This is a genomic window from Streptomyces sp. URMC 126 (genome assembly GCF_051386555.1).
In the GTDB taxonomy this organism is placed as follows: Bacteria; Actinomycetota; Actinomycetes; order Streptomycetales; family Streptomycetaceae; genus Streptomyces.
Genome location: NZ_JBPQTX010000221.1, coordinates 1 through 12,319 on the forward strand (window position 1 = coordinate 1; position 12,319 = coordinate 12,319).

Consider the following 12,319-nt stretch of genomic DNA (forward strand, 5'->3'; position numbering starts at 1 on the left):
CCTCCGGCACCTCCCCCGCCGACTCATCCCCCTCCGGCTCCTCCTCGTACGGCGCCTCCTCGGCGAGCCGCTCGCCGATGTCGTCGGCCCAGAACTGGGCCCAGCGCCGGAGCGCCTCCGTGTCCGTCTCGTCGAGCCCGCAGGCGGCGAAGTCCCCGTCCCCGAGCCAGTCCAGCCCCTCCAGCCGGGCCTTGAGGTCGGTCAAGTCGAAGGAGTCCTGGGCGTGCCGGCGGCCCAGTTCCTCCAGTTCGAGGCGCGACCAGTGGTCCGACGCGGCGTGGACGTCGATGAGGTCCCGCGGCAGCCCCCGGTCGGCGAGGGCCCTGACCTTGGTCCCGATCACGTCCTCGGCCGCGAGGACGAGGACGGACCCGCTGCGGGCCGGTGCGCGCCACAGCGTCTCCTTCGCGATCTCGACCTCGCACTCCTCGTCGTTCAGGGAGTCCGTGGCGACGAACCGCGCGGCGAGCGGTTCCGCCGCCGCGTCCCGCACCCGCCACCCCCGGGCCTCCAGCCCGGTCCGCACCGTCGCGAGGACCTCGGCCATGGGCGTCTGGGTGTCGGTGGCGAAATCCAGGTCGAGCCCCGGACGGGAACCGGCCTCCGTACCGGAGCCGGAATCACGGCCGGAGCCTGAATCACGGCCGGAACCGGAATCACGGCCGGGCGCGTGGGGCAAACCGTGGAAGCGCACGGCGTGCCCGCCGGCCAGGACGAGGGGGAACGCGGCGCCCACGTCGGAGAGGTCGTCGAGCAGCCGCCGCTGCGTGCCGGACAGGATCGCGGTGAGGCGGGAGTCCTCCACCCGGTCGGAGGGGGTGGAGGGCACGGCGGGCGGGGACGGCACGGACGATGCCGGCGGTACGGACGGCGTCGGAGACGTGGACGGCGAGTTCGTCATCACCCGGATTATCCGGCCGCTCGTCCCACGCCGCGAGCCACGATCGGCCGCACCGGGCAGCCGGGAGCCGTCCACCGCTCCGCTCCGACCGCCGGCCACTTCGTACGAGCCACACCGCCCCGACCACCGAGTGCCCGGGCCGCCACCCCCCACCTCCCCTAGGGGCCCCTACGGGCCCTAAGCGCTCGCGCCTCCGTCCACCACCAGGTCGTGCCCGACCACGAACGCCGCCTCGTCCGAGGCCAGCCACGCCACCGCGGCGGCGATCTCCCGGGTGTCCGCGACCCGTCCGATCGGCACCGCGGTGCGTACCCGCGCGTCGCGGTCCTCGACCGATTCACCGGGCCGGAAGGACATCGGGGTGTCCGTCCCGCCCGCGCTCACCGCGTTGATGCGCACGCCCTCGGCTATGTACTCGCGCGCGGCGGTGCGGGTGAGGACCGATACCGCGGCCTTGGAGGCGGCGTAGGCGCCCAGGCCCGGGCGGCGGGTGTGGAAGCCGATGTTGGAGGCGGAGTTGACGATGGTCCCGCCGCCGTGGGCGCGCATGTGCTCGATCTCGTACTTCATCGACAGCCACACACCGGTGGTGTTGACCGCGAGGACGGACGACCACGCGTCCTCCTCCTGCTCGGCCACGGGAGCCGGCTTGCCGAGGATCCCGGCGTTGTTGAATGCGATGTGCAGACCGCCGTGGCGCTCCACGGCCGCGGCCACCATGGCCGCCGCGTCGGCGGCGCGGGTGACGTCCGCGACCACGGCGGAGCCACGGCCCCCGTCGGCCTCGATCAGCCGTACGGTCTCCTCCAGGTCGGACAGGGTGGGCCCGGCCACGACCACGGTGGCGCCGCCACGTGCGAAGGTCAGCGCCGCCTGCCGGCCGATGTTCTTCCCGCCGCCGGTCACCAGGGCGACCTTGCCGACGAAGCGTTCGGCCCCGGCGGGGGCGAGGGACGGGCGGGCGGTGGGTGCCGAACCGGACGGGGACGGGTGGCTCATGGCGAGGGCTCCTTCGGTTTCCGACGACTGACGGGCGCCGCCGGGACGCGGCGGAAGCGCGCGGTGACGGCCGGGGGCCCGGTCCGCGAGGCGTCCGGCACGACGGGCCCTGGGCCGTGGCCGAAGGCGGGTCCCGGGCCCGTGCGGTGCCCGGCGGCGGCATGCGAGAACTGTCGGCCGGAGCCGGGCGGGCTCCCAACCGCGACGCGATAGTCCGTCAGGTGCGGGCACCGCCCCGCCGGCTGGCCGCCGACCGATCGTCTTCCCGGCGCACGCGAAGCCGCCCCCGGCAGGGCCGGGGGCGGCTTCGGTGGCGACGTCTGGCCGTCAGTGTCCGCCGTTGGCGGAACCGTTGCCCGAGAGGATCGGGAGCCTGTCCAGGATGTGCGACAGCGGGTCGTCGCCGTCGTTGATCGTCGAGTTCTCGGTGCACTGCTGCATCTGCTGCGAAGACAGGATCGGAATGTCCTGCAGGCCGATGTTCACCAGGCCGACGATGTTCTGGAGGTTCAGCCTTCCGACGGCGATACACGGCTTGTTGAACGAGCCGTTGATGAGGCCCATCTGGGGGCTCATATAACCGCCGGTGTAGGTGTTCCCGTACATCTGGACGGCCTGGTTGCCATTGGCGACGTCCTGGCTGTCGTGTCCGTTCGCCAGGGCGGGGCCGACGGATCCGCCCACTGCCGATGCCGTCATGACGGCCGTGGCCACTACCTTCTTGATCACGATGGTTCCTTCGCTCTGGTGGGTTTACGAGCGCTACTTGCCTAACTCGGCACAGTGGGGGAAGTTATCGGGCTTCATTCATTCGGGCTTCCTTCGTCCGGCCCTCGTCCGGCGCCGCGGTGCGCGTTTTTTCACCGCGCCCGGTTCCGTTTTCACCGGAACCGCGGGCCGTACCGCCGCCCGGAAAACGGAAACCCCCTGCCGCGGGGCCCGCACACCCGCCGCAGGGGGATTCCCGTGCTCGTCGCCTGGATCAGCCGTTGGCCGAACCGTTGCCCGAGATGATCGGGATGTCGTCGAGCAGGTGCGACAGCGGGTCATCGCCGTCGTTGATGGAGGAGTTGTCGGTGCACTGCTGTTCCTGCTGCGACGAGAGGATCGGGATGTCCTGCAGCCCGATGTTGACGAGGGCCACGATGTTCTGGATGTTCACCCGGCCCAGCGCGATGCACGGCTTGTTCAGCGTGCCCTGGATCAGGCTCATCTGCGGGCTTTCCTTGCCCCCGGTCTTGGTGTTGCCGTAACCGGTCTTCGCGCCGTTCGCGTTGGCGATGTCCTGCGAGTCGTGTCCGTGCGCCAGGGCGGGGCCACTGATGGCTCCGACCGTGGAGACCGTCAGAGCGGTCGTGGCGAGTACCTTCTTGAGCACGTCCATAGCCTTTCGATCGTGTAGCGCCCCCACTGAGAAAGCGATCTGGATAACTTCGACCGGAAGGAGAGGTTCCGGGCTTTCACTCATTCGAGCCAGTGAGCACACGGCATCGGGAGGGTAGGGGCCGGAACGTTTCCGGTACGACAAAAGGCTGGTCTTCGCGGATGTTTTTCAGGAATGCTCTCGGATGGCATTCCCGTCGGACGCCCTACGGTGATTTCCAGGGCGCCTTGCGGTGTGATTTACGCGGTGCGGAGAAATGACGGGCCCGCCGGTGCGGACGTGTGTGACCGACGGACGCATGTGCCCACGCGAGCACGGGTGGGCCTGCGGGAGCGTGGGTGGGCCGGCGGAAACCGAGTCGATCGGCCCGCCCGGCCCGTGTGCTCAGCGCCGGCCCTGCCAGCTGGTGGGGGGCCTGAACCCCGACGGCCGCCAGCGGGCGGGGGTGCACGACAGGCCGTACTCGGAGATCTCGGGGCCGGGGCCGGCCCCGAGGACCGCGTCGGGCTCCGGGCCGGTGTCGCAGCCCGTGGCGGCGCAGGCGAGGAGCACGGTGGTCACGGCGGCGAGCTCCTCCTCGCCCGCGACACCCTTCTCCACCCTCACGAACATGTCGGTCATAGCCGTTCCACTCCCTCGGCGCACCGGACGTCCGTGCGGCGGCGCCGCGAGTGTCCGGTTCTTCCACCGTGCTCCCACCGTCGGCGCGGAGGAACCCCGATACCTCCGAACGGGTGACGGCCGGTGCTCCGGGCCGTTCGCGCATCCGGATGAACCGTTCCGCCACCGCCCCGGCAGGGGTCCGTCACCGGCCTGCCGCCCGGCCATCGAGGACATGGCGACGGGGCGACCGTCACGCAGGCCGGGGGACGAAGAGTCGCCCGTGGCCCGGCCGATGAGCGGCCCTTAAGGGCTCGGAGGGGGCCGGGGGACGCTCCGGGGGCGGGCTCGCGGGTGGTTCCGGACGGGTGCCTACCCGGGTGTAGGGGGCACGCGGACCCGTGGCGTCCCGCCAGGGGCGGTTCAGGGGCACCCATGGGGGACCGCGTGCCGGGTAAGAGGCCCGGGAGCCGGTGGTTTCCTGAGCCATGATCTCTCTCCCCACGGCAGCGGACGGTCCACCGGCCGGTGGCGGACACGGGCGGCCGCGGCCGCTGCCGCGGGGGGACGCTCCGACGACGGCAGTACGGCACAGCGGAACGAAGGAGAGCAGGGACCACATGGGCAGTACCCCCCACACGCGCAGGAGCGACACCCGTGAGCGCATCCAGCGGACCGCGCTCGATCTCTTCGTCACCCGGGGCTACGAGAAAACCTCCCTCCGGGAGATCGCCGAACGCCTCGGAGTCACCAAGGCGGCGCTGTACTACCACTTCAAGACCAAGGAGGACATCCTCGTCGCCATCTCGGACCAGGTGGGGGCGCCCGTCGACGAACTGATCGCCTGGGGGGAGAGCCGGCCGCCCACGCTGGAGACCAAGCGCGAACTCCTCTGCCGCTACAGCGAGAAGCTGCGGGAGGCGGCGCCGGTGTTCCGCATCCTGCAGGAGAACCAGGCGTCCCTGCGGACCCTGGACATCGGCACCCGGCTCAGGGAACGGGTCGTCCGGCTCTCCCGGCTCGTCCACTCGGGAGCCGACGGCCTGGCCGCCCGGGTGCGCTGTGCGAGCGCCCTGCTCACCGTCCACTTCGGGGCCCTCGCCCTGGACGATCTGGCGGGCGATCCCGAGGAGCGGCGGCTCGCCGCGCTGACCGTCGCCCTGGAGATCCTGGAAACGACGGCCCCCGGCCCGGCGGGCGCGGGCGCGGCCACCGCCTGACGCCGGCGAACACCGTCCCAACGGACGCCCTCCCGACGAACACTGTCCCGAGGAACGCCATCCGACACCGCCGGGCACCCATGCCCGCCCCGCCCCCTCGACGTCCGCCCGGCTCCGGGTGGCCCCCCGACGTCGTGCCCCGTACGGCCCGGGATGGCCGGGCCGTACGGGGCGGGTGGACCGGTAGGGGCGTGCGCCCCGTACGGGTCCGCGGATCCGGGTCCCGGTCAGCCGACCCCGACGGGGGCAGGGGTCGGCGCGGGCCCGGTGGTCTCGTCCGCGCGCAGCCGCTCGGCCTCGGCCAGGGCGCGGGCGCCCCGGCCGGGGGCCAGGTCGAGCCGGGCCAGTACGGAGGGCACGGCGACGCTCGGCATCACGTGTTCGTACAGCGAGATGGCGCGGCGTTCCAGGTCGGCGCGGCCGGTGACGACCTGGGACATGATGTTGATGCCGGCGTACGCGCCGACGATGAGTTCCGCCGTGTCGGCCGGCACCACGTGCGGCAGCACCTCACCGCGCTCCTTGCCCTCGGTGAGGACGCGGGTGTGCACCTGGCTCCAGCCGTGGAACGGGCCGCTGCGGTTGAGGGCGGTCGAGCCGTGCTCCAGAGTGAGCCGGACGCTGCCGCGCAGCAGGGGGTCCGTGCGCATGCGGTACGCGAAGATCAGCCCCATGTCGACGAGGCGCTGCATCCTCGACGCGGCCGGTGGTTCGAGATTGGCCGGTGAGTCGGTCAACTGGGCGTCTATGACGGCCAGGGCGAGGTCTTCCTTGGAAGCGAAGTGGAAGTAGAGGGCGCCCTTGGTCACTTCGGCCCGTGCCAGGATCTCGGTGATGGTCGCCGCGTCGTAACCCCGTTCGTCGAACACCGCCGCGGCCGCTTCCAGGATGGTCCGGCGCGTTCTGATCGCGCGGTCCTGCTTTGCCACGGTCTGCCTCCGAATCGCTGGCCCGTCCCACCGCACGGCAGGCGACGGGGCGGCGCACGGCCGTGTCGTCCGACGCCTTGACGCACTCCCCCGAAGCAAACCGACGCGTACGTATCGTAGGACGCCCCGCAAGGGCCGGGCCGTCGGGGGGACGTCGGGGCCGTCCTGTAGGGGCCCCGACCGCCCGGGAATTCCCCTAGGGGACGCGTCCGGGGCCTCGCGGGACGAGCCTACGCAGCCGCGGTGTTCCAGCGCAGACGGCGAACCGGCCATGTCCGCCCGTCCGTCCGGGGCCCCAAGACCGGCCGACTCCCGGGCCGAGGCACTTCGAGGGCCGCCGCGCCACGGCCGCGCCGTCGCGGGGAGCGAGCACGACGACGGCTTCGGTCTCGTCCGGAAGTGACCGGTGGGGGTCGGCGAAGTGCCGTGTGGTGACGACTTGTTGAAATGCGAGAGCGGTGCGCTATGGCGCAGGGTGCGCGCGTACGAGTCGGGGACGGGCGACCGGTCCGACGATCGGACCGGGGAGCGGTCCGACGGTCGCTCCGCCCCGCCCCGGCCCGCGATCCGGCCCGGGCCGCGCCAACCGGCCGTCAGGGCCGGGGACTCAGGGCTGAATATTGCCGATCATGTAGCAGACGATCGCGATCACTATGAGGGCCAGAACGACAACGGTCTTTCTTTCCTTGCGCGTCATGGATTCCATCACGCCTCCCAGACAACAGCCGGTGATTCGGACCGCCCTGACCAGGAAACTACTCGTGATGGGAGGGCGACACTACGGATGCATCGAAAGTCTGAGCAGGACTTGAGGTTGCCCCTCCGGTTGCCCTCGCGCCGGACATATGACCGTTTGGGCTGCCGGACCCATCCGGGTTCTCGTCCCCCGTTCCGCCCGATACCCGCACGTTCTGTCGTTATGGTCTGCCGTGCCGTCGCCTGTGGGCGGCCCGACCGAGGGAGATCACAGCGGGATGACTCTCAGCCTCACCGGAACCGCCTTCTTCGCCCTGCTCGTCGCGTTCACGGCGCTGACCATCCTGGCCACGCTGCTGTGCTGGGCGAGGATCCCGGGCCCCGGGCCGGTGCGCTGGGCCGCTCGCGTGCTGCTGATCATCCTCTGCCAGCTCACCGCCATCTGCACCGTGGCCACCTGGATCAACACCAGTTACGGGCTCTACGCCTCCTGGGACGACCTGCTGGGCCGCACCGACGGCGCCGGGCCCGTGGCCATGCAGGGGCCGCCCGCCGAGCACGCGAAGTTCGCGGAGGACGACCACGGCATGCGGGAGACGTACTTCCACGGCACCCGGTCCGCCCTGTCCGGGCAGGTCCTGGTGTGGACCCCGCCCCAGTACGACGACCCGCGCTACCGCCGCACGACGTTCCCCGTCGTGATGCTGCTGCACGGCGTCCCGGGGACGCCGCAGTCGTGGATCGACCAGGGACGGATGCCGAGGTCCTACCGGAAACTGCTCGCCGAGGGGCGCACCCGCCCGTTCATCCTCGCCGTGCCGGTCATCAACCCCGGCGGGCGGGACACCGACTGCTCCGACGCGGCCGGGCGCAAGGTCGCGACCTGGCTCGCCCGGGACGTCCCCGAGCTGGTCCGCCGGCACTTCCGGGCTGCGCCCCAGCCCCGGTCGTGGGGGCTGCTGGGGATCTCCACCGGCGGCTTCTGCGCGGCGAAGCTGCCCTTGCAGTTCCCCCGGGTCTTCTCCGCCGGCGCGGCCCTCGACCCCGACCCGCTCAACGGTGACGGCGGCGCCCTCGCCGACCCCGTCCTGCGGCAACACAACAGCCCGACCTGGCTCGTCGGTCATACGAAAGCCGACGTCTCCCTCTTCCTCGCGACCTCCCGCCAGGACCGCGACAGCCCGCCCTCCTACATCGAGGAGTTCCAACGCGAGGCGGCAAGCAGCCGGGTGCGGCTGAAGACCATGCTGCTCGACAAGGGAGGTCACAACTACCGGACGTGGTCGGCGCTCTACCCCGAGGCTTTCGCCTGGCTCGCCCAGCAGCTACCGGGCGGCCCGCCGCCGCGCTGAGCCACGCGGCGGAAGGTGAAACCGTTCGCCCGGGAGCGAAAAGAGGGCCGGGAGAGGTGTCGCACGGCCCGTACGCGTACCCGCCGATGCCCTCAGTGGTGGTCCGCGACGTGCCCGCGCGCTCGGTGGACGATCTCCTCGAACACACCGACGCCGGCCCATGGGATCCCGGGCCCCAGCCCCTCGGCCAGGGCCTTCTCGCCGGGAAAGAGCAGCAGGGCCTTCTGTATTTCGGCGACCAGTCCGGGCAGTTCCTCCAGGCATCCGCCGGGGTGTTCTCTTTCCACTCCCTCTCGGATGCCTTCCGAGACGGTCGGATGGTCGCCTCCTACGACCCAGTAGCCGAAGTCGTAGGTTCTCGGGAACATCGCGCGCACTTCCCAGTCCGTGAGCGGCAGTTCGTCGTATCCGGGGCACGGCCCGCAGTCCAGGGCCCGGATCATCCCGGCCACCGTCCGCAGGAACTTCGGGCCGTTACGGCCGTCGGCGGCGCGGGCGAGGCGCTCGGCGAATCCGGCAGGTGTGGCGCTGTCGCCGTTCTCCAGTACCTCCGCGGCGACGTCCAGCGTCGCGGCGACCGCCGCCGGCGGCAGGGCCCAGTACGCTCCGTTCGAGTCGCGGAGCAGGCGGCAGAACCGGGTGAGGTCGTCCTCGAAGGAAAAGCGGTCGGATTCCCTGGCCCGTACGGCCAGTTCGAGGATGCGTGCGATGGGCCCGCTGTTGTAGAACGCCCCCGTATAGGGCCCTCGGCATCAGCCGCTCTCCGCCCGCTCGTCTGCGTCGTCGGCCTCGTCCGGGGCCTCGTCCGCCTGCTGCCGTTTGCGGTCGGCTTCTTCCCGCTTCTCCTCTTCCCGCTTCTTCTCCTCTTCCCGCTCCTTCTCCTCCTCCCGCTTCCGTTCCCCGTCCGGGTTCTTCCCGTTCTGGGTGTCCTGCGGGAACGTGAGTTCCTTGCTCATCCACTCCATCGCCGGGCCGATTTCGCGGCGCCAGGTCGTGAATTGGTGGCTGCCCTCGGGCAGCACGATCGTCGCCGTGCGGAGCTTCTTCTCGTCGGCCAGGCGGAGGAATTCCTCGGTGTCGCGGAAGTTCTTCTCGCCCTTGCGGCTGGTGGCGAGGAGGAGGGAGACGGGCGGGGTCGGCAGGTTCTTCAGGCGCCAGATCAGGTCGTGCTCGCGCTTGCGCTGCTTGCCCTTCTCGCCGCCGCCGAAGAGGTCGCCCGTGGCCATGTCGTTCTTGACGGAGAGGTCTCCGGACAGGGAGGCGGCGACCGGGTAGACGTCAGGGGCACGCATCGCGAGCTGGAGGGCGCAGGTGCCGCCGGTGGAGTAGCCCATGATCCCCCAGGCGGTGGCGTCCTGGCCGACCCGGTAGGTGCTGCGCAGGGCGTCGGGGAGGTCCTTGGTCAGGAAGGTCTCGGCCTGCGGGCCGTCCGGGACGTCCACGCACTCGGTGTCGCGCGGCTGGGCGATCGTGGGGCTGATCATCACGATGACCGTAGGGGCCATCTTCTTCTCCTCCAGGAGCCGGGCCGCGTTCAGCGGGACCTGGAGGTTGCGGGCGAGGCTGACCCGGCCGCCCGGGTAGCCGCTGACGACGACCATGACGGGGAAGCGGGCGCGCTCGTACTGCTTCTGGAAGTACTCGGGCGGCAGGTAGACGTACGCGGAGTTGACGGCCAGGGTCCGCTTGCCGATGACGCGGACGGAGCGGACGGCGCCCGTCTTGTCCTCGGGGCCCTTGGGGTAGCCGGCGAACTTCTCGACGTTCTCGCCGCCGGTGGGCTGGATCAGGCCGCCCCTGGTCTCGTCTACCGAGGCGCGGGGGCCGTTTCCGCTGTTCATCTGGGTCACGTTGACCGGGGCCTTGTCGACGCGGCCCAACAGCTGGTTCCAGGTCCCGAAGAAGCCGACGCTGGAGTTGACCACCAGCAGCACCGCGGCCATGATCGACAGCTGCGTCAGCAGGATGGCGCCGAGCCGGCCGAGCACGGGCAGCGGTCCCCGTCCCGAGAGCCGCGGCCAGATCCACACCATGAGAGCCACACACAACACGGCACCGAAGGCCACCGTGTACATCAGCGACCTGCTGGTCAGGCCCATGCGGTTCTCACTCCCTGCCTCCGGCTGCCGTGGGTACTCACGTTCGGTTCCGTCGCGCTCGACGGATAAGAGGCGATAAAGGGCCGACAGGGTTGCCCTGCCTCCGTTTCTTCCTCGGCCCTTGTCCTGCCCGTCCCCTGTCCGACTCCGGGTCTTTTCCGGGGGTTCCCGTAGGGGAGGGGACGCCGGAACGTCCTCGGACACCTGGCGCGGTCTGGCCGAACGTCCCCTTCCGCCGGATGGTGGTGAAAGGCTCCGCGGGGGCGGGCCGGGACACCGGTGGAGGTGGAGGGCATGTCGAACGACGCCGCCAGGGCGGTCACCTCGGGGGCGAACCCCTGGCTCAGCGGCCTGTTCGAGCCGGTCCGCGAGGAGATCACGGCCGTCGACCTGCCGGTGACCGGCCGCATACCGGACGCGCTGCGCGGGCGCTACCTGCGGAACGGGCCGAACCCGCTCCGGGTGGACGATCCGGCCAACCACCACTGGTTCGCCGGGGAGGGCATGGTGCACGGCGTCCGGCTGCGGGACGGACGGGCCGCCTGGTACCGCAACCGCTGGGTGCGCTCCGACGCGGTGGCCAGGCGGCTGGGCGAGAAGGTGCTGCACGGGCCCCGGCACCTGGTGGACTTCGCCCCCAACACCCACATCCGGCGGTTCGCCGGGCATCTGCTGACCCTGGTCGAGGGCGGGGCGCTCCCCTACGAGCTGGACTCCCAGCTCGACACGGTGGGGCCGTTCGACTTCCACGGGACGCTGCCCGGCGGACTGGCCGCGCACACCGTCCTCGACCCCGCCACCGGCGAGCTGCACGCCGTCGCCTACTGCCCGGCCTGGCCGTATGTGCAGTACCTGGTCGCGGGGGTGGACGGCCGGATCCGCCGGCACGTCGAGATCCCGGTCACCGGGCGCCCGATGATGCACGACTTCTCGCTCACCGAGCACCACGTGCTGCTCTACGACCTGCCGGTCGCCTTCTCCCTCGGCCGCGACCTCGCGGCGGCCGCCTTCGGCTGGGACCCCGACCGGCCGGCCCGGCTCGGGGTACTCCCCCGGGAGGGGACCGCACGGGACGTGCGCTGGCTGGAGATCGAACCCTGCTTCGTCTACCACGCCATGAACGCCTACGAGGAGAGCGGGCTGATCACCGTCCATCTGGCGCGCTACGAGCGGCTCTTCGACGGAACCCGTAAGGGTCTGGACAAGCAGCCCGCCCACCTGGAGCGCTGGACGGTGGACCCGGTCGCGCGGACCGTCCGGCGGATCCGGCTGGACGACCGCGCGGTGGAGTTCCCGCGGATCGACCCGCGCCGGGCGACCCGGCCGCACCGCTACGGGTACGCGGTGCGCGAGCCGCTGGGCGAGGAGCGGAGCGGGTTCGGCGTCGGGCTGCTCAAGTACGACCTACGGCTCGGCGGCTGCGACGCGTACCCGGTACCGCCGGGCGGCGACGTCGGGGAGGGCGTGTTCGTGCCGGCCGCGCCCGGGGCCGCGGAGGACGACGGCTGGGTGCTCGCCTACGCCTTCGACCCGGAGCGCGGCGCCACCGATCTGCTGGTGCTGGCCGCCCAGGACTTCGCGGCGGGACCGGTCGCCCGGATCCATCTGCCGGTGCGGGTGCCGGTCGGGGCGCACGGCGATTGGATCCCGGATCCGGGGTAGACGACGGAGGGGCAGCGCTCCGGTGAACGGTTCCGGGCCGGGCCCGGCCCGGGCAGGGGCGAGAACCCGGGGCATACGGGACCAGCGAGGAGCACGTTACTGACGAGGCGTTAGAGCTAGCCTTACCGGAGTCGCACAGTAGGTACATTCCAGACAAAGGTAAGGATTTCTCCTCATGGGAATTCGCAGCCTGCTGCGGAACGCGTTCGGTCGGTCGAGGACGGGCGGCGACGGACGGCCCGGCCTCCCCCAGCAGAGCACCGCGTCCGCGCCGACGACGGACCAGGGCAGGGAACAGGCCACGGCAGCGGCCCCGGCAGCGATGGCCTCGGTCCCGGGCGCCGCCACGGAGTCCGGGACCCCCGAGGCCCGTAAGGCCCCTACGGCCCCTAAGACCCCTAAGGTCCCCGAGGTCCCGGTGGCCGTCCCCGCCCAGGCCGTCACCGACCGGGTGCCCGACCCCGGTCCCCTGCACCC

General features: G+C 71.5%; 11 protein-coding genes and 1 pseudogene. 4 read left to right on the top strand and 8 right to left on the bottom strand.

Annotated features, from left to right (window positions below):
* From ACSNOK_RS23500 to ACSNOK_RS23520, 5 genes are all read right to left on the bottom strand, one after another.
* The coding region (locus tag ACSNOK_RS23500; RefSeq protein ID WP_436782750.1) for a nucleotidyl transferase AbiEii/AbiGii toxin family protein at window positions 1-778 on the bottom strand (778 nt) is incomplete at its 3' end.
* Between the two features lie 300 nt (window positions 779-1,078).
* Window positions 1,079-1,900: an SDR family NAD(P)-dependent oxidoreductase gene (locus ACSNOK_RS23505; protein ID WP_436782740.1), complete on the bottom strand. Its 822-nt coding sequence runs from the start codon at window positions 1,898-1,900 to the stop codon at window positions 1,079-1,081.
* Between the two features lie 327 nt (window positions 1,901-2,227).
* On the bottom strand, window positions 2,228-2,629 hold the full coding sequence (locus ACSNOK_RS23510) for a rodlin (protein ID WP_436782741.1): 402 nt from the start codon (window positions 2,627-2,629) through the stop codon (window positions 2,228-2,230).
* A 253-nt stretch (window positions 2,630-2,882) separates the two neighbouring features.
* The gene (locus tag ACSNOK_RS23515; protein ID WP_436782742.1) at window positions 2,883-3,278 is read right to left on the bottom strand and encodes a rodlin; all 396 of its coding nucleotides are present in this window, start codon (window positions 3,276-3,278) and stop codon (window positions 2,883-2,885) included.
* Window positions 3,279-3,668: 390 nt separating this feature from the next.
* Window positions 3,669-3,905, bottom strand: coding sequence for an acyl-CoA carboxylase subunit epsilon (locus ACSNOK_RS23520; protein ID WP_436782743.1), 237 nt, complete (start codon window positions 3,903-3,905; stop codon window positions 3,669-3,671).
* Between the two features lie 599 nt (window positions 3,906-4,504).
* On the opposite strand from ACSNOK_RS23520, the gene ACSNOK_RS23525 reads away from it, so the two are divergent.
* Complete coding sequence (locus ACSNOK_RS23525; RefSeq protein WP_436782744.1) at window positions 4,505-5,104, top strand: TetR/AcrR family transcriptional regulator; 600 nt, start codon at window positions 4,505-4,507, stop codon at window positions 5,102-5,104.
* Window positions 5,105-5,331: 227 nt separating this feature from the next.
* On the opposite strand, the gene ACSNOK_RS23530 is transcribed toward ACSNOK_RS23525, so the two are convergent.
* Window positions 5,332-6,033 (bottom strand): ScbR family autoregulator-binding transcription factor, encoded by a 702-nt coding sequence (locus ACSNOK_RS23530; RefSeq protein WP_436782745.1) that lies wholly within the window; start codon window positions 6,031-6,033, stop codon window positions 5,332-5,334.
* Window positions 6,034-7,007: 974 nt separating this feature from the next.
* Here ACSNOK_RS23530 and ACSNOK_RS23535 point away from each other — a divergent pair.
* Window positions 7,008-8,081, top strand: a complete 1,074-nt coding sequence (locus ACSNOK_RS23535) for an alpha/beta hydrolase (protein WP_436782746.1) — start codon at window positions 7,008-7,010, stop codon at window positions 8,079-8,081.
* A 92-nt stretch (window positions 8,082-8,173) separates the two neighbouring features.
* On the opposite strand, the gene ACSNOK_RS23540 is transcribed toward ACSNOK_RS23535, so the two are convergent.
* Together ACSNOK_RS23540 and ACSNOK_RS23545 are read right to left on the bottom strand one after the other, a co-directional pair.
* Complete coding sequence (locus ACSNOK_RS23540) at window positions 8,174-8,524, bottom strand: hypothetical protein (protein ID WP_436782747.1); 351 nt, start codon at window positions 8,522-8,524, stop codon at window positions 8,174-8,176.
* Between the two features lie 309 nt (window positions 8,525-8,833).
* Window positions 8,834-10,180 (bottom strand): alpha/beta hydrolase, encoded by a 1,347-nt coding sequence (locus ACSNOK_RS23545; protein ID WP_436782748.1) that lies wholly within the window; start codon window positions 10,178-10,180, stop codon window positions 8,834-8,836.
* Between the two features lie 294 nt (window positions 10,181-10,474).
* On the opposite strand from ACSNOK_RS23545, the gene ACSNOK_RS23550 reads away from it, so the two are divergent.
* A complete protein-coding gene (locus tag ACSNOK_RS23550) occupies window positions 10,475-11,842 on the top strand; it encodes a carotenoid oxygenase family protein (protein ID WP_436782749.1) in 1,368 nt (455 codons plus the stop codon).
* A 175-nt stretch (window positions 11,843-12,017) separates the two neighbouring features.
* A pseudogene (locus ACSNOK_RS23555) lies at window positions 12,018-12,319 on the top strand (hypothetical protein); the annotation flags it as partial.

Coding starts and splice junctions, on each gene's coding strand:
- ACSNOK_RS23550 (WP_436782749.1), top strand. CDS start 10,475: ATGTCGAACGACGCCGCCAGGGCGGTCACCTCGGGGGCGAACCCCTGG.
- ACSNOK_RS23520 (WP_436782743.1), bottom strand. CDS start 3,905: ATGACCGACATGTTCGTGAGGGTGGAGAAGGGTGTCGCGGGCGAGGAG.
- ACSNOK_RS23525 (WP_436782744.1), top strand. CDS start 4,505: ATGGGCAGTACCCCCCACACGCGCAGGAGCGACACCCGTGAGCGCATC.
- ACSNOK_RS23540 (WP_436782747.1), bottom strand. CDS start 8,524: ATGATCCGGGCCCTGGACTGCGGGCCGTGCCCCGGATACGACGAACTG.
- ACSNOK_RS23545 (WP_436782748.1), bottom strand. CDS start 10,180: ATGGGCCTGACCAGCAGGTCGCTGATGTACACGGTGGCCTTCGGTGCC.
- ACSNOK_RS23505 (WP_436782740.1), bottom strand. CDS start 1,900: ATGAGCCACCCGTCCCCGTCCGGTTCGGCACCCACCGCCCGCCCGTCC.
- ACSNOK_RS23535 (WP_436782746.1), top strand. CDS start 7,008: ATGACTCTCAGCCTCACCGGAACCGCCTTCTTCGCCCTGCTCGTCGCG.